Origin of the sequence: Lysinibacillus sphaericus, assembly GCF_006864135.1 — a bacterium.
Taxonomy (GTDB): domain Bacteria; phylum Bacillota; class Bacilli; order Bacillales_A; family Planococcaceae; genus Lysinibacillus.
On the sequence record NZ_SADV01000004.1, the window covers coordinates 1 to 16,421 of the forward strand.

At 34.5% G+C, this 16,421-nt stretch carries 22 protein-coding genes; 14 read left to right on the forward strand and 8 right to left on the reverse strand.

The window, feature by feature from the left end; all coding sequences use genetic code 11:
- Nucleotides 1–402: 402 nt before the first annotated feature.
- From C7Y47_RS06025 to C7Y47_RS06040, 4 genes are all read left to right on the forward strand, one after another.
- The gene (locus tag C7Y47_RS06025) at nucleotides 403–801 is read left to right on the forward strand and encodes a MarR family winged helix-turn-helix transcriptional regulator (protein ID WP_142507946.1); all 399 of its coding nucleotides are present in this window, start codon (nucleotides 403–405) and stop codon (nucleotides 799–801) included.
- Nucleotides 801–1,148, forward strand: coding sequence for a DUF3147 family protein (locus C7Y47_RS06030; RefSeq protein ID WP_142507947.1), 348 nt, complete (start codon nucleotides 801–803; stop codon nucleotides 1,146–1,148). The genes C7Y47_RS06025 and C7Y47_RS06030 overlap by 1 nt, the downstream gene beginning before the upstream one ends.
- 11 nt (nucleotides 1,149–1,159) lie before the next feature.
- Nucleotides 1,160–1,642, forward strand: a complete 483-nt coding sequence (locus C7Y47_RS06035; RefSeq protein ID WP_142507948.1) for a GNAT family N-acetyltransferase — start codon at nucleotides 1,160–1,162, stop codon at nucleotides 1,640–1,642.
- A 132-nt stretch (nucleotides 1,643–1,774) separates the two neighbouring features.
- A complete protein-coding gene (locus C7Y47_RS06040; protein ID WP_142507949.1) occupies nucleotides 1,775–2,239 on the forward strand; it encodes a hypothetical protein in 465 nt (154 codons plus the stop codon).
- Between the two features lie 289 nt (nucleotides 2,240–2,528).
- On the opposite strand, the gene C7Y47_RS06045 is transcribed toward C7Y47_RS06040, so the two are convergent.
- From C7Y47_RS06045 to C7Y47_RS06055, 3 genes are all read right to left on the reverse strand, one after another.
- On the reverse strand, nucleotides 2,529–3,725 hold the full coding sequence (locus tag C7Y47_RS06045) for an MFS transporter (protein WP_255505037.1): 1,197 nt from the start codon (nucleotides 3,723–3,725) through the stop codon (nucleotides 2,529–2,531).
- On the reverse strand, nucleotides 3,715–4,203 hold the full coding sequence (locus C7Y47_RS06050) for a MarR family transcriptional regulator (protein WP_142507951.1): 489 nt from the start codon (nucleotides 4,201–4,203) through the stop codon (nucleotides 3,715–3,717). Before C7Y47_RS06050 ends, C7Y47_RS06045 begins: the two co-directional genes overlap by 11 nt.
- A 300-nt stretch (nucleotides 4,204–4,503) precedes the next feature.
- A complete protein-coding gene (locus C7Y47_RS06055; RefSeq protein WP_142507952.1) occupies nucleotides 4,504–4,860 on the reverse strand; it encodes a hypothetical protein in 357 nt (118 codons plus the stop codon).
- Nucleotides 4,861–5,185: 325 nt separating this feature from the next.
- Between C7Y47_RS06055 and C7Y47_RS06060 the strand changes: the two genes are divergently transcribed.
- From C7Y47_RS06060 to C7Y47_RS06075, 5 genes are all read left to right on the forward strand, one after another.
- Nucleotides 5,186–5,695 carry a hypothetical protein gene (locus C7Y47_RS06060; RefSeq protein WP_142507953.1) on the forward strand — a complete coding sequence of 170 codons (510 nt, stop codon included), beginning with the start codon at nucleotides 5,186–5,188 and terminating at the stop codon, nucleotides 5,693–5,695.
- 123 nt (nucleotides 5,696–5,818) lie between these two features.
- Entirely contained in the window at nucleotides 5,819–6,244 is a 426-nt protein-coding gene (locus C7Y47_RS06065) for a hypothetical protein (RefSeq protein WP_142507954.1), read from the forward strand.
- A 20-nt stretch (nucleotides 6,245–6,264) separates the two neighbouring features.
- Nucleotides 6,265–6,414: a hypothetical protein gene (locus C7Y47_RS24845; protein WP_185903416.1), complete on the forward strand. Its 150-nt coding sequence runs from the start codon at nucleotides 6,265–6,267 to the stop codon at nucleotides 6,412–6,414.
- 46 nt (nucleotides 6,415–6,460) lie between these two features.
- On the forward strand, nucleotides 6,461–7,273 hold the full coding sequence (locus C7Y47_RS06070) for a lipid II flippase Amj family protein (protein ID WP_185903417.1): 813 nt from the start codon (nucleotides 6,461–6,463) through the stop codon (nucleotides 7,271–7,273).
- 118 nt (nucleotides 7,274–7,391) lie between these two features.
- Nucleotides 7,392–7,751, forward strand: a complete 360-nt coding sequence (locus C7Y47_RS06075; RefSeq protein ID WP_142507955.1) for a hypothetical protein — start codon at nucleotides 7,392–7,394, stop codon at nucleotides 7,749–7,751.
- Between the two features lie 675 nt (nucleotides 7,752–8,426).
- On the opposite strand, the gene C7Y47_RS06080 is transcribed toward C7Y47_RS06075, so the two are convergent.
- Both C7Y47_RS06080 and C7Y47_RS06085 read right to left on the reverse strand, forming a co-directional pair.
- The gene (locus tag C7Y47_RS06080) at nucleotides 8,427–8,891 is read right to left on the reverse strand and encodes a hypothetical protein (protein WP_142507956.1); all 465 of its coding nucleotides are present in this window, start codon (nucleotides 8,889–8,891) and stop codon (nucleotides 8,427–8,429) included.
- A gap of 132 nt (nucleotides 8,892–9,023) precedes the next feature.
- On the reverse strand, nucleotides 9,024–9,164 hold the full coding sequence (locus C7Y47_RS06085; protein WP_185903428.1) for an aspartyl-phosphate phosphatase Spo0E family protein: 141 nt from the start codon (nucleotides 9,162–9,164) through the stop codon (nucleotides 9,024–9,026).
- A 554-nt stretch (nucleotides 9,165–9,718) separates the two neighbouring features.
- On the opposite strand from C7Y47_RS06085, the gene C7Y47_RS06090 reads away from it, so the two are divergent.
- Together C7Y47_RS06090 and C7Y47_RS06095 are read left to right on the forward strand one after the other, a co-directional pair.
- Nucleotides 9,719–10,348, forward strand: coding sequence for a hypothetical protein (locus C7Y47_RS06090; protein ID WP_142507958.1), 630 nt, complete (start codon nucleotides 9,719–9,721; stop codon nucleotides 10,346–10,348).
- A 169-nt stretch (nucleotides 10,349–10,517) separates the two neighbouring features.
- Nucleotides 10,518–10,850 carry a histidine phosphatase family protein gene (locus C7Y47_RS06095; protein ID WP_436970097.1) on the forward strand — a complete coding sequence of 111 codons (333 nt, stop codon included), beginning with the start codon at nucleotides 10,518–10,520 and terminating at the stop codon, nucleotides 10,848–10,850.
- Between the two features lie 121 nt (nucleotides 10,851–10,971).
- On the opposite strand, the gene C7Y47_RS06100 is transcribed toward C7Y47_RS06095, so the two are convergent.
- A complete protein-coding gene (locus C7Y47_RS06100) occupies nucleotides 10,972–11,526 on the reverse strand; it encodes a GNAT family N-acetyltransferase (protein ID WP_142507959.1) in 555 nt (184 codons plus the stop codon).
- A 652-nt stretch (nucleotides 11,527–12,178) separates the two neighbouring features.
- Entirely contained in the window at nucleotides 12,179–12,475 is a 297-nt protein-coding gene (locus C7Y47_RS06105) for a hypothetical protein (RefSeq protein WP_142507960.1), read from the reverse strand.
- Nucleotides 12,476–12,654: 179 nt separating this feature from the next.
- On the opposite strand from C7Y47_RS06105, the gene C7Y47_RS06110 reads away from it, so the two are divergent.
- The gene (locus tag C7Y47_RS06110) at nucleotides 12,655–13,149 is read left to right on the forward strand and encodes a GNAT family N-acetyltransferase (protein ID WP_142507961.1); all 495 of its coding nucleotides are present in this window, start codon (nucleotides 12,655–12,657) and stop codon (nucleotides 13,147–13,149) included.
- A 79-nt stretch (nucleotides 13,150–13,228) separates the two neighbouring features.
- Nucleotides 13,229–13,648 (forward strand): GNAT family N-acetyltransferase, encoded by a 420-nt coding sequence (locus C7Y47_RS06115; RefSeq protein ID WP_142507962.1) that lies wholly within the window; start codon nucleotides 13,229–13,231, stop codon nucleotides 13,646–13,648.
- 54 nt (nucleotides 13,649–13,702) lie between these two features.
- On the opposite strand, the gene C7Y47_RS06120 is transcribed toward C7Y47_RS06115, so the two are convergent.
- On the reverse strand, nucleotides 13,703–14,440 hold the full coding sequence (locus tag C7Y47_RS06120) for a class I SAM-dependent methyltransferase (protein ID WP_142507963.1): 738 nt from the start codon (nucleotides 14,438–14,440) through the stop codon (nucleotides 13,703–13,705).
- Nucleotides 14,441–14,772: 332 nt separating this feature from the next.
- Here C7Y47_RS06120 and ccsB point away from each other — a divergent pair, with 332 nt between their 5' ends.
- Nucleotides 14,773–15,942 carry a c-type cytochrome biogenesis protein CcsB gene (gene ccsB, locus C7Y47_RS06125; RefSeq protein WP_142507964.1) on the forward strand — a complete coding sequence of 390 codons (1,170 nt, stop codon included), beginning with the start codon at nucleotides 14,773–14,775 and terminating at the stop codon, nucleotides 15,940–15,942.
- The last annotated feature ends 479 nt before the right edge of the window (nucleotides 15,943–16,421 follow it).

A 16,421-nucleotide genomic window follows, 5' to 3' on the forward strand; every position in this document is an offset into this window, starting at 1 on the left:
CTTTTTTCTCATTATAAACAAAAGTACCCTATAGGATAGACTTTTTTCAAAGTGTCTATCTTATAGGGTACAGTTTAATTTAGGGGCGAACTCTTTTGAAAACTTACGCAAAGGAGAGCTCTTTAACACGAGTTTAGACAATATTTTTTTCCCTCGGGTCTCCCGTAATATCGTTTTGTCTAGCTGTCTTTATGTTGCTATGGAAACGTTCACTAACGATGCACTTCTGATTTTTCTTTTTACAGCTATTCCGATCATCTACCTAAAACGGTTTACAAAATTAGGTAATCTATGTAATCTAAATTAAAAAAACTGAAAATATAAAATTTTGGATATCTCTTTAAATGTATCGCATATTGCGATATAATCTGTTTAAGCGATATATTAAAAGGAGTAAAATTAATGATTAAAGAATTAAATAACTATTTTACATCAATTTATTACCATCTACATACAACGCATGAAGAGTCTATTTCGCATCAAAGCGTACGTATTTTACAGATGATTCACAAGGAGGGTGAAGTAACTGTCCGTGATATTGCTGAGTTGCTGAATATTTCTCAAAACACAGCGTCAGAACATATAAAAAAGCTAGAGCGTAATGGCTGGGTGAAAAAGGAGCGATCTATCGAAGATCAACGCAAAGTATATCTACATCTTACATCTGAAGGGCTTCACATCTTAAAGAAAAACACAGAGTTAGATGATGAAAAACTACAATATGCACTAAAGCAGCTTTCAGAAGAACAACAGCAAATAATTTTACAGGCATTTCGTCTATTAAGCGAGGTGTCTAAATAATGTACACATTCGTAAAAATTCTTTGCTCGGCAGCCGTGATCGGTATTGTTACAGAGATTGCTAGAAGATTTCCTTCCTATGGCGGTATTATTGCCGCCCTACCACTTGTCAGTATTTTAAGTATCATTTGGCTTACTGTGCAAAGTGAGTCGAGTGAACATATTCAGCGCTTTACGGTTGGTGTAATCGTTGGACTACCAGCTACAATGTTTATGCTATTTGTTATTTATATGGCGATGAAATCATCGATCCATATCGTGTTTGCCATTGGACTAGGAATTGTTTCGTGGGCAGTATTTCTAGGTGTTCAAAAAGCCATTGCTAGTGTATTTAATTTTTCAATTTAGGAGAATAGTAGATGACAGTAATTCCAATTCAGCAATTACATCAAAATGATGTGTTACAGTTTTTTAAAGAGCATTGGGGAAGTACAGAAATGGTCATTTCCAGTGGGGTATATGACTGTAGTAAATTAGATGGCTTCGCCTATGTAGATGCACAAAACATGCTGTTAGGTCTCGTGACGTATATCATTCGTGATAAAGAATGTGAAATAATTTCCCTTGATAGTATTGTGGAGGGAAAGGGGATTGGTTCATTGCTTGTACAAGCTGTTGAACAGCATGCATTCGAACATGGTTGTACAATGATTACCCTCATTACGACAAATGATAATTTACACGCGTTAAAATTTTACCAAAAAAGAGGCTATCAGTTAGTCGAAATCATACAAAACGCAGTCGAGCAAGCAAGAGCATATAAACCTGAGATTCCTTTACTCGGCAATGATGGGATTCCGATACGTGATGAAATACGATTAGTAAAGCACTCTGGCTTATAATGAGTCAGGTTGTTTTTTTTGTGTACGTGAAGAAGTCGATTGGTAAAGAAAAATCCTCACTGTTTATTTTCGAGGTTTCATCACCTACGATTTCTCGTTATACTTATGGGGAGTAAGAAAGTGAGGAATGAAATGAAAAAATTATTATTTGTTTTATTATTTAGTGTTCTAGTAGTGGGAGCGGCCTTTATTATTTATTTAAAAAGCAATCCACCACTTGTCATGAATAGTTATACGAATTCTACAGATGCTTCAACTACAAAAATCGTAGAAATAGAGAATAAAGGACTACGTGACATAAAGCTTCGGCAAATACTTATTAATAATAAAGTGCCTGAAAATGTTGAACTCGTCGTGAGTAAGTCGGAACCGTTTGAAGCAGAAACGAAGCTAGTAGGTAATCCGGATATTACGTATCATAAATTAAGACAAGTAAACATTTTTCCAAGTCAATACATAGATCGCAAGGCCATCGGAAAGGAGCCACAGCATTATGCGGTGAAGGTTGAGGCACCTAAAATTAAAAAAATCACGATTAAGTATGAGTATTTAAAAATGCCATTTACTTTAACAGCTGAGTTACAAGCTACTAACTAAAATGAAACTATAATCAGGGAGGTTTTCTTTCCTGAATTAGTTAGAATTAGAAAAGCGCAAGAAATCAACGTTTCTAAAATTGATTTCTCGCGCTTTTTAAGGTTTTGATCAGTAACCTTATTGAAGCTATATAAAAAAGATTGGTTGTTTTTAATAAAGATTGATAATTTGTAATAAAGTTTGATAAAAATCGATATAAAGATTGTGAAGAAATGTACTTAAACGAAAGGTGCGGGTTATTTCAACAGTGTAATTTAACTTGTGTTCAACAATCGGGCTTTTTGCTTGTTTATGAAGCACTCCTGCTTTGAAATCTTTTATAAGGTAGTATGGAAACCAAGAGCAGTAAAACACCAAACAGCACAAATAAAGCAGAACTAGGCAGTACATGATATAATGCGGGGGACATTCCACCAAGCGCCATACCTGAATAACGGACGAAGTTAAAAACGCCTAAAGCTGTTCCTCGGTGCTCGCTGTACTCATTGCTAATAAGCGTCGAGAAAAGGGGGGCGGAAAATCCAACCATAATTCCATAACCAAATAAGATAATGCTTAACCCCACAAGTGATTGAGTGTGAAGTACACCAAATAGTATGACCTGCAAAGGCATAACAATTAACAGTGAGATAAACAAAGTATTTAGAGATATTTTTTTCTGCAACCTTTTAAATAACATACTCCCGACAATCATGCTGACTGTCAAAGGTAAATATAATAATCCAATGAACTGTAAATATACATGATAATGATCATGGAGCAAGACAGGCAGATAGACAAGAATAGCAAAATAGATGAAAAACACTAAAAAGCTAATGATCATAATACTTGTTCCAATGTAATGGGAAAAGACTGCCTTATATGCATGGATAAATCCTTTGGACGGTATTTCGTCAGTTTCATTCTGTTTTTCACTTGGCAGCAAATAAACAATGAACATCAGCAAGGAAACCGCCATGATCAAAAGAAAAAGGAAAATTCCCTCATAACCAAAAAACTCTCCAATAAAACCTCCAACCACAGGTGAAACGGCTGGTGCAAGGGTAAGCAGGATTTGATACGTTCCCATGGCACTTCCTCTTGCTTCACCTTCAAATAACTGTGCAATCATACTGATTGCAACTAAAGGGATTATCCCGGCCCCGATTGCCTGAATCATTCTGAACAGCGTAAACAACGTAAAACTGTTGGTGTAAGCACAAAAGACTGCTGATACGCCCATCAAAAGAAGACTAATGAGCAATAATCTTTTTTTATTTTGATGTTCAACTACAGTTCCCAGAACAATCTGGATCACCGCAATAATAAAGATAAAGCTACTGACCGTAAAATTCACCCAGCTGATGGATACTTCAAACGAATCCCGAATAAGGGGAATAATCGGTGTATAGATGTTCTGGCTTAAAGAAGCAAAAAACGTGCTAATACTCAAGGCGTATAAGACAAACGATTTTTTTGCGTTACATTTTGCATATTTAGTTTCCAAATGGAACGTCATCACCTTTAAGTTTGTCAGTAATCATTTCTAAAAAAGTTATAATGGTTTCTAATTCGTCGGTATTGAAACTATCTAATAGGCGCAGGTATCGATTTCTTGCCTTCTCATGCAATTGATCGTGGATAGAGGCAAGTTGTTTCCCTAAATCAGTAAGGAGATAGTGAACTTCTTTTTGATTGGTCTCCTGTCTGGTCTCGACAATAACGTTCTTCTCTAGCATTTTTTTGATTGCCTTTGTAATGGCTGGCTTGGAGACGTTTAACGTTTCCGAAAGGGATGTATTATTCGCAGATCCCTGCGCCTTGATGGCTGAAACAATATGTAATTGAGTGAGAGTCCAATCCATAACAATGGAGTTTTCCTCATTTTTTTTACTGAAGCTTTTCCTCTTTTGGACGGCTTCTCTTTCTTTGATAAATTGTTGCAAAGCATTCAACGCTTCCGTCTTTTTGTCTATATGATTCATAATGTATCACCTAACTTTTTGTCTTTTTGTTAACCGGTTAACAAAATTAGTTTACCAGTTAACAAAAAGAGGTGTCAAGTGTAAATTAACTGATAAACAATCAGACGCTGTTCTTCTTTTATAAAACTCCCATGAAAGAACTTAATTATCTTTCATTTTCTGTGGTGAAGAGATTATTTTCGCGCTTCATGGATGGCTAAAGGGGTGCTTTAGGATAAGAAGGATCTAAAAAACGTTGGCTTTTTTATATACAGTGAAATCAAGAGTTTAGAGTGATTTTTAATCAAACTTTATTATAATTTAACACTTATCACTTTCTTTTTTTATTTGTAAATTGCCCTTATTAAACATAACAAGTCCGTTAAATCGCTCATATAAACCATATAACGGATATAACAGTCCAAGGAATACGATAAAAGAAGGTATTTTTTCGATAACAGGGATTACGCCTGATAGGAAAGATCTTAATGTTTCTGTTAAGAAAATAAATAAAGGAATGATTGCAATCGTACCAATTAATAGAAATGGGGTTATTTTTGTCTCTTTTAATTTGACGTGGCAATGTGGACATTCCATGGTAAATGGTGGTGAAAAATCCTCAAAGTCTTCAAGCGTTATTGCTTCTTGACAGTCTGGACAAGGTATAGATGTTTTCATAAATAAATCTCCTTAAAAACGAATTCCCTTTAGTATAGTTGAGAATACTTCCAAAAGTAAGCGGGAAATATAGAGTAAAGATGTTGGGAATCAAAGAAAAAGCGTATATAAGAAAAGGATCAGGTTCCATAAAACTTTTATGGGGAAGTGCGCTGGACCGTTAAAGAGGGATAAAGCTTTGAATGGCTAATGAGCTATATACTCGTTTTATGTCTTATCATTTATGCCCGTGTCATTTCATAAGATTGTTTGATGAAAAAATACCATTACTACTAAATCGTGGTAATCTAATAGTAACATTCATTGAAATGTTAGGAGGGACTAAATGGGGTTTGTCGTCATCGGCATAGTACTTGTTGTTTGTATTTTCACTGTGACTTTAGTGGTTATTAGGGAGCGTTCAAACGGGGATATTAAACTGGAAGTAACAGCTGTATGTGAAGGGAAAAATGAATTAGATCAAGCTATTATAAAGATATATTTTACATTTTCAATAGGCAAACTTACACATCGTAAAAAAGAAATAATGGGCAGTATTGATTGGTCAAAAGGATGGATGCCTGTTTGTTATAATTTGAAGGAATATGGAGTCTATAAGGACGAAAGATTACTCCCTGCTACAAATGAGAAAACGTATACAACCTTTGAAATCAACGCTACAAATGCGATAGATTCTCTGGGACGAGGTGAGGGGTATGTTGTATTAATATTAGAGGACCCTGTTTCTTCAGATAAATCCAGCGCAGGTGTGATTCTTGTAGTAACGGCCAATATGGTGAGCTATCAGCTATCTGATTCAACTAGCTGGAATAATGACTTTGCAATTAATCATTAAATAATAAAAAAGCTATTCGTTAGGAAATAAAGTACCTGATGAATAGCTTTTCTGTTTGGTAGGGTAATAATGAAACCTATTCAAGTTAATTTCGTAGAATATTAAAAGGAAGGAGTGTCTTTGTTGTATTCGGTACTCTACTATAAGGAAAAACCTTGGGAGATAGATATTGAAGAGGAATTATACAAATATGCTGCTGGGGTTCAAAAGCACATCGCTTTCTTAACCTATGGCAATCAGTTAGATGAACAAGCCTTAGATGAACTGATTGCAACATATTTAACAGAGGAAAGTTGCGATGACTCAAACAAATTTAATATAAGGTACGATACATATGATGCCGATGTGAAAAGTTCCCATAGGAATCATTGGATTTTTGGAATTCAGATGGACGATGAGCAGCTTTTAGAGTTTGAAGCGACTATCCAACGCATAGATGGTACGCATGTCCGAATTCAACATAGGAGTAGGGGACATTATGAAGTTAAAATTGATGGTAAACTATATTCCACAAGCGAGAGTGCTCGAAGGTTTACAGAGAGCCTGTAGAAGGGAGATATTTACTTTTTATGGACGAGGAGTCAGAAGATAATGAGCAGTTAAGAAGTAAAATGCATATGATGCCAGTAAAATTGCAATCGCTTTCTCTATCAGCGACAACTCCTCGTGAAGAATGGGAAGTATATGTACGAGATTGGATCAAACAATTACTAAAATAATATAAGAGTGACGACCAATCATCAACCGAAAAGAAGGTAATAGGTTTTGGATATTTTGACAGATAAATTAATAATAATTGGTTTGTTTATTCTCATCATTCACTCGATAGAGACACTTGCGTATGCAGTACGATTATCGGGTGCACGTGTAAAATTATTAGCCTCTGCATTATCATTGTTCAATGTCATGGTCATGTTTTCAAGGCTAGCAAACATGATGCAGCAACCTTTTACCGGAAGTCTGACTGACACAGCACCAAAGGAAACCACATTGGAATTTGTGGAACAGCAATTCCGTATTCTTATTGGCGCCGCTTCATTAGGTACATTGGTAGGTATTCTACTATTGCCAACATTTGTAGCGATATTTTCAAGGGCTATTATACATTTATCTGAGGAAAGAGGCTCCATTCCAGCATTATTCAAAAAGGGTTTTAGTATTGAGTATATCAAACGGGGAATAAAACATATTCATTTGCCAAGCTTTTCATACTTAAAGGAGATTAGCTGGCGTAATATTCCCATTAAATTATTTATCGTGAATGTCGTTATAACAGCCATCTATACAATTGGTGTCTTGTCTGCACTTTACGCCTCTTTATTAGTTCCTGAAAGATCGAATACTGCTGTGATGTCATCGGGACTTATTAATGGTGTAGCGACGATGTTACTCATTATATTTATTGACCCTAAGATTTCCATTTTGGCAGATGATGTGATCAATCAAAGAGGCAGCTACTTAAGTCTTAAACGAGCATCTGTAATGATGATGGCATCAAGACTGCTAGGCACATTTTTGGCACAGCTATTATTTCTACCAGGAGCAAAATATATTGCTTGGTTTACACAATTCATGTAAGGGGGATATACATTGATGATAATTCAAGCCGAATAACAGCTTTTTCTAAAAATTAAGAAGGATAGATCGAAGTTGATATTAATAGGATAACTTTCAAAGAAAGGAAAATCGATATTTAATGAAAAAATTATGCTTCCTAATTTTAATAATGTTTGTGTTAGTTGCTTGTAGTACGAATCAACAACAAGAGATCCATTACATAGCGAAAAGTGAGCACTGGAAGGCCGTATATCATAGTAATACTGACGAGGGCTTACAACTTTTCTATCTTGGGGAAGAGGGAGATTTAGGTGGTTTAGAAATAACGATAGAAGGGTCTAAAGAATCACAAAATTATATTGACTACCAGGTAAATAAGGATAAACAATTAATTTTAAAGAAAAAAGAAAGTGCAAAAATATTTAAAAAGGATGCTGCCCCAACCATTCACATTAAGTGGCAGTCTCACAATGAGACTTTAGAAGTACGAAGTGGATGAAAACTTAGTATAGAGAATGAGGGGATGGAAATAAGATGAGCTCTTTGATACATACCTTCGCTTGAACACAGACAGTGCTCATCGTTGCAACGTTCCTACTAAAAGTAGAATATGCAGCAAGTACATAGTTGGGTGTAGAATCATAATTAATGCACAAAAAGAATATTAATTGAGCATTTTGGCAGCGTAGCTTGCACCTCAACAAGTAAAAGAAATTAAGGTTGCAGATACACATCAAGAATGATTTACAAAATGAACAAAAAAATCCGTGTAAGTATTGACGATCGACAAGAAAAGCTTGGTAAAAAATTCGTGAAGCTCAAATGAAAAAAATATCTTATATTTTAGTGCTTGGTGATTAAGAAATGGATCGTCAACATGTCACTGTTCGTAAATATGGTCAGCAAGCATTAATTGAAAAACCATTGCAACAGTTTATAGAGAAAATAAAGCGAGAAATACAGCAAAAAGCATAATCTTATAAAGGGTATTAAACAATTTAGCTCACCTTTAGAGGGAAGTCATAACCCTCTAAAGGTGAGCTAAAAAAATGAAATAAATGTTGTGATATTTGTTTTTGTAAAATTTACTTAAAAATGTAGATTTTTTCTTAGATTTTGCTACTATTAATCAATTTTCAAGCATACAATAAATTAAACAACAAACGAAATAGATTTAATTGGCGCTGTTCTTTTGATAATTACTTTCTCCTAAAAGGATAGTTTGTGTCTCAGCGTCAATGACCAGGTATTTATGATAAGTCTCCTGATTATTTTGCTTAAAGGATGCTAAAAAATATACTTGTCGATTGGGATGAATAAAAGTATGTTGAGAGAGGTCTATTTTTTTACGTATAAAATTTGTTTTTAGATGAAATGTTTCTTCAGCCTTCGGTACGTCCTTAAAGGCTATTTTTTGACGAATGTTTAAGGTAGCATCGTTATATTCCTCATAGATTATCCTGTCTAAATGATGGTAAAAATCATTCTTAGTACGAAATGTCTGATATTGATTATTAGGATATTTATAAGATGTAGTTCCAGAAGGTTTGCAAAGAATCGGTGCTGAATTTTCTACTGAATCTTGAGGCTGCTGTAGTAAAAAGCTTGAAACGACCAATGATAAAAAAAACATCTGCATTTTTCGGCCTCCTTTTTCCTGTCATAAAGAAGATATCCCATTTTTATGTTATTTATACGTATCTTTACAACAACAATGGAATTGGTGTGTTTTTTAAACCGGAACCTACTATACAGATCATCGGAAATAGTTTTAGCTAGCTTTATTGATCGCTTTTGAATATTTATTTAGTAGGACATCTAATTCTTGACTACAATCTACCACGCTAGGATGGGTAAAACCTAAATCCAACGCCTTTTTATACATATCTTTCCTTTTATTTTCAATCTCCATCTTCAAGAATTGTTTAAACGATATCTTAACCAAAATCTTTTCCCCCTATAATTTTTTCTTCATATTCTTGAAATACATTGACCTCGATTCAACTTTTTCATTGTATCTCACCTAAAACGAAAAATATGTCACATTGTGTATAGGTTGAGAAATTCGTAATTTAGTCATAGAAAAATATATTCATAATTATATAGTTGAAAAATAAGAAATTCCAACAACAGGTATTTTAGTCTGCACTAATTACCTTTTATTGTATTAATTATATATTTTGTTACCTATTACATTAGAATATTAGCGTTTTTTTTTGGCCGTATTCAAGAATAGGCAAAGGTTGAAATTTAATAGATTTGCTCCTTTTTTACTATTAAAAACTATGTCGATATCTATTGAAATTTTAATGCATTTCGTATCTTGTCACAATTTATCAAATAAACTTCTTTGTTGTTTGTTATTGAGGAGATTTCATGTTGGTTAATAATGTTGAGAATTTTCGAAATAAATGGAATGATGGGTGAATAGAGTTTGCATAATTGCTATGATAGGGGAGGTTTATAGTGTTGAAGTTAAGATTGCCATTATTAAGCATTATGATCGTTACTAATTTAATGCTATTAGCATGTTCAGAAGAGAAAACAAAAGCAGGAGAATCTTCAGAATCAACAGTGGTTACTAACCATTCGGTTCAACACGTGGAAGAATCAAAACAAACGCTTCCAACTATCGATAAGCATTATGATTTTACATATTTAGAGAAATTGCCGGAGGAAAAAAGAGCTTTATATGAAGACTTCTTGAAGAAAGGAAATATTAATAGTCTAAAGACTTTTACACCAGAGGAAATCGTGTTAATTATGATGAATTTAATATTTGAGCATAATTTCGATAAACTCTATGCAATTACCTACAATAACAATGAGCTACCAGATAAAGATACCTTTATAGCAGAGTATATAGATTATTTTTTAGATGAAGATATTCAAAATTATTTAATGTACAGATACTACGATAGTATTTCTTTGAATAAAGATTCTAGCACTGAAAGTATAGCAATTGTTCAATTAGAGATAATTTTTGGAAGCTCGCACTATGGCAAGACATATGCCTTATTAAGAGAGGATGGTATGTGGAAGGTTGACCTATACAATTATATAAAAGAAAAGAAGGCAAAATCTGAAGAAAAATAGAAGGAACTACAATGACTGTACTATATTTTGTTAGACCGCGCGTTCTCACTATAACGCTGATGAGGTCGATCGATCGCTTTCTAGTAAAGGGTTTGTTGATAGGGATCGTGTTACTAGATAAAATATTCATACGATATATTCAAGTCCATATAAAAGAGCCATTCAGACGGTGGAGGGCATCGCACAAAAATGTAAATTACAGATAAAAACGAACGCTGCCATTCATCAAGTATGGAGTCATCCGAATTTCGCATTTGAAGGTGGAGAATCCAATGAAATTGTAAAGGAACGAGCTATTACCACCTTGCAAAAAATTATACTTACACATCCAAATGACAATATAGTGATTGGTACACATGGCAATATTATAGTCTTAATGATGCAATATTTGGATGTGCATTATGATCACGCATTTTGGAAAAAACTTTCAATGCCTGATGTGTATCAACTAACATTTCAGCATTTCGTGTTAAGTGATGTTCAAAGAATTTGGGAAGAATAGAAGAAGGGGTTGTCTTCTGACAGCCCCTTGGTTCATTTTATCGAGAAATATCCTAATTTACCGAAAACTTTATATGATTTATCGAGAAAGCGAAGTATTTCCAACAACTGGGGAAAATTGCTTATCCTATTTGATTCCAATCTTCTCGTAATAGACCAAATAAAACTACATCATGAAATTGACCGAAGCGGAAAATCTCATTGCGTAAAGAACCTTCTTTTGTAAAGCCACATTTTTCATAGGAACGAATAGCTCCTTTATTAAAGCTGAAAACTTGAAGCTTAATTTTATTAATGGAAATATAATTAAAAATAAAATGAATAAGCGTTTTCATGGCATCGGTTCCAAGTCCTTTGCCGTGCCATTGTTCGCCAATTGAGATACCTACAAAGCAAGTACTATTTTTCCAGTTGATTCCAAAGACGCCACAGGAGCCGATAAGCTCATTTGACGACTTTTCGAATATACCGAAAATAAACTCCTCTTTTTTTCCACTAATACTTTGAAAGAATGAAGCATGATCCTCAAAGGTGTTTGGAAAGGGAATATCGTCATTGGCAAGTAACAACGTATTTTTTTCACTTTCGATTTTTACAAATGCCTCCAAGTCGGAAGAAGTCATTTGCTGTAAAGTAATAGATTGTCCTGTAAGAAATTTATTAAAATAATTTTCCATTTGTTTTCTCCCTTGTTCAAGGGCTGCAGTTAGAGGTTACATCCCTTGGGTTATTTGGTGTATAACAAAACATCTACTGCAATCTCTGCGCTCATATGCCCAACTCCTTTAGTTTAGATATCATTATAGTAGCATTTTTGGTAATTAGTAGAAACAATTGTTTTTAAATGCTTATCTCCATAATGTGGAGTTGATTTCCGCTCCAACTGGGCGCTTTGTTGCTGACGCTGCGCTTTCGCACAGACAAAACATTGTTGCTGACGCTGCGATCTGTTCACCAAGGAGTAGCCCAGTCTTCACTCTAATCAGCGTATATACAAAAAACTTTTTAATAAATGTTATCTCTAACTTTTTGGTGAGGAATCTATTAATTATAGCTTTCTTGAAGGGCGCCAATGGGTTTGGCTATCTACATCTTGTTTCTCCATCCAATTTAGAAAATCGTCTATGCACCGAATATCGTAATCTAACACTGCCTCATATACGTAAATCGAAGGAAGTACTATGGATTTCTTTAGTAGTTCTTCTTTAATATTTAAAATATACTTTCGACTCTCTATTGTTAAGAAGTCGTTCATTAACGATATTAAATCCCTTGATAGAGGACCTTTTCGTGTTTCAGAAAACAGCTACATATCAATATTCCAAATTTCTAATGCGGCATGCTTTGTATTTTAAAATAGTAACCATGAGATGGTGTTTCCAAATAATTACGATACATTAATTCTAAAACCTTCGGATTGCCAGTTAAGTCCGCTAATATCGACATGGCTTCCGCTGCATTCGGACAAACACAAAATGTTTCGATATCGATATCTTGATCCACTAGTAAATCATACGCTGTAGCGCCGACAACATAAGCTTGACCAATTGTATTCCATTTTTCTGGTAGTTCTAATTCGAGCATGGCAGTTTCTTTACGCTTTGAAGCCCTCTCTAATAATTCCAAAATTTACATCTACTCCACAATAAAAATGTAAATCATGTTAGAATACATTATATTTGTAATTTATTTAAAGTAAACTCTGCCAAGAACAATTTAAAACCGTACTAAGGGCGTATTTTTGATCCATAGGGGAAGATTAATGAGATAGATTACTAGGATTAAAGATGAAAAGGAGAGCTTTGATGAGATTAAAATTTTATGAAGAAAAAGATGATCATTTAGTTGAACGATATACGATTACAGAGGAGCAGCTTCGCTATACGATGTCTCCGAAAGAGAGCATTGAACTAGTGAAGCAGGATAAAAATCGTCATGCCGTTCTTGTATTAGATGAAGACAGGCTCGTGACATTCTTTGTATTGCATGAACATGAGGGTGTCAAGCCATATTCCTCTAACGAACAGGCGATTTTAATCCGTGCCTTTTCGACAGACTTTTATGAACAAGGGAAAGGCTATGCGAAAGTAGCATTACAACTTTTGCCGGACTTTGTTTTGATGCATTTTCCTTATATCAATGAGCTTGTGTTAGGGGTTAATTTGCCGAATACTGCTGCACAGTCACTTTATAAAAAGTGCGGATTTGTCGATGAAGGAAGGCTGGCAAAGGGGTTTAGGGCTGAGATTAAAGTGATGAGTTATTACTTAAGTAAAAATAGTAGAGAAACGCTTGATTAGAAATGCTGTAGTTGTAAGAGGAAGGAATCTACTTAATTTTTTTTAAATTTCTCGTCTATAAAAGAAATGAGGTGGCAGAATGAAAAACTTGCTGGAAGCACGTATAGAGCATATCGATGAAATATGTGCAATTGATCAAGAAGTAATTGGAGATTTTTCGCGAAGGGACTATTTGCGTACAGCTATTAACGAAAAACGATGTATCATTCAACAAACTGAAAAAGGTATTGCGGGTTTTCTCATTTTTACAAATGATTTTTTTGACAATAGCTTCATCTCATTAGTTATTATCAAACCAACTGAGAGAAGAAAGGGCATTGCCACAACATTATTAAACTTTTATGTAGAAATGGCAGCCACTCCCAAAATCTTTTCTTCTACTAACCAATCAAATACTAGTATGCATAAGGTATTTGAAATGGCGGGATTTATAAAAAGTGGGTATATTGAAAACTTAGATGATGGTGACCCAGAAATTATTTTTGTGAAATTTAAGTAAAGAATAGACAAAGGCAAGTCTCGCAGTAGAGTTTCGGCTACGAGACTTGAAAAGTTATTTTCTTGCTCTTATTAATAAAAAGGAAGGTCTACGATGCTCTTTTTCTAAGGAAGGCAGTTTTTCAACAGCCTCTGAATCAGGAATCGGCTCTAGCATTTTTTCTATCGTCAAGTTATGTTCGATCAATGTATTGATGATTGTAGAAATGCTACGGTGATATTTAACAACACCATCCACAAGCCATGTCCGCTCACGCAAACCTTCATCATGGTAATTATCAATTGCGTAATGGCTGCTATTGCCGCTGTCATCATAAAGCCAATTATCCTCCGTTGTTTTACGAGCAGTAACAATCGGATGCTCTACAGAAAAAATAAAAATGCTACCAGGACGAAGCATTCTAGCGATTTTACCAATGACTGCACTAAAATCCTTTATATAATGTAAGGAAAGAGAGCTTGTTATACAATCAAAGCTGTCAGGAGCTGCCTGATAATCTTCTATCGCTCGCAAATAATAGTCTATATGCGGATGAGCATGTTCACATTGAGCGATTGCCAGCATATGTTCTGAAACATCAATAGCTGTTACATGCTGTGCGTTATTTTCTATACAATAGTATGCAAATTGTCCCATTCCACAGCCAATATCAAGTATCTGTAAATTAGTTAAATTAGGAAGTAAGGATTTTAACGCTGGTTGTTCAAGTAAGTTATTGTAGTTATAGGGTGCTTGACGGAGCTTTTTATATTGATGGAAAAATTCCGGATGGTCATATATATTTTGTTTCATGGTATACCTCCACTTGTCTCACATAACGTTATGTAACATTTGCGCATATTTATTGTCACATATTAACCTAAAAAGAAATAGACTATTATTTCAATTTTTAGTAAGATGTAGGTAGAATGATGCCAACTTTTGTAATTCTCCATCTATCGGATTGTATAGATGGTTTTTTGATATGAGGACGTCTTTTCTGATGTTTTACGCCACAAAATTGTAACAATTCCGAGAAGTAATATTATTTAAAGGGGAATGATGGCACTTATTTTAATGAATCACGTTATTTTTATTGGGAGTAATTATGCGGTTTCCCAAAAAATACATTGGAGGATGTTGCATTGAGTAAAGAATCATTATTAAGTTTAAGTAGTAATTCATTGTTCGTGGCATTTATTTTACTACTGATCGCTATTATACCGATTGGACTTGCCGTGAAATCAAAAGGAAAGATGTTTGGGAAAGTCGGGCTTCTACTTACATATATTGCTTTTGCTTTACAACTAGTGTATTTCATATTAAGGTGGATTGCTGTTGATCATGCACCTGTAAGTAATATGTATGAGTTTATGACGTTCTTTGGTATCATGCTAACTGGTAGCTATTTAATCATTCATTTTTTATATAAGCAAATTGTTGTCGGTTTGTTTACCATCCCTGTGTCATTAATTATTCTCGGTTATGGAAGCGTTTTTACAAAAACGGTTTCACCACTTGTTCCATCACTGCAAAGCAATTGGTTAACGATTCATGTTATGACAGTTGCATTTTCAAGTGCTATTTTATCGATTTCGTTCGCAACCGGTATTATTTATTTATTAAGAACATTAGATGTTTCTAAATTCTCGCTAAGTACACTATTCTTAGAAATTGTTCTGTATTATTTAGTTGTTGTGATTGGCTTTATAGTTGTTGCCACATATTTTGACATAGCGGTAGATAAAGTCGAGGTTCAATTTGAAAATAAGCTAGATAAGGTGGAAACAGCCGTTTATACGATGACACCGCTAATTGTCAATAAAGATGCAGTAACAACTAGTGGGGATCAGGTCGGCCTTATACAGATTACAAATAAGATAGATGCGAAGAAATTAAATTCAATCGTATGGGCATTTATCGTCGGTACAATTTTATATGCAGTGATTATCCTCATTACGAGAAAACCGTTAATTGTTTTATTAAAGCCATTAACAAATCGTGTACAACCAACATTAATGGATGAAATTACATATCGAGCTGTTGTGATAGGTTTTCCGTTGTTTGCTTTAGGTGGACTTTTGTTTGCCATGATTTGGGCGCAAATTGCTTGGAGTAGGTATTGGGGCTGGGACCCTAAAGAAGTGTGGGCACTTATTACATTTTTATTTTATGCAGCGTTCCTTCATTTCCGTCTTTCCAAAGGGTGGGAAGGGGAAAGGACAGCTTGGTTAGCGATTATTGGCTTTGGCATTATCGTGTTTAATCAAGTATTTGTAAATTTAGTCATTGCAGGTTTACATTCTTACGCGTAAGGATGTTGTAAATGAATTATTTTCTTAAATGAAATGTAGTGAACATGTTGAATGGGCTAATGTTCTGTATTTCTCATGAAATGCAAGTAAATTATTAAGCATTGTGAGTCTCACAGGGTGGGAAGGTCAATATTTCGATATGATCACATTACTTGTACATGGAGTTGGTTTTGTTGTAGCAACTATTGTGTTATATTAGCTTCATTTAAGTGGATAGCGCATTGTCGATTGGTCTATTGGACAACAATTTTGTGGCTACCTTATACAGCGCTATTCACTTTTATCTTTGTTAGTGTATATCCGATTACTTATCAGGGAGATATGCCTGCACCCGTACAAGGACTAATTCTTTCTGCAATGCTCTTGTTTTCCGTTTTATATTGGAACGTTGACTATTTCAAAATCTGAAGCTGTACAAATAAAATAACCGTAAAAAAGAGACATCCATAATTTGGATGTCTCTTGAATTTTGCACTGTT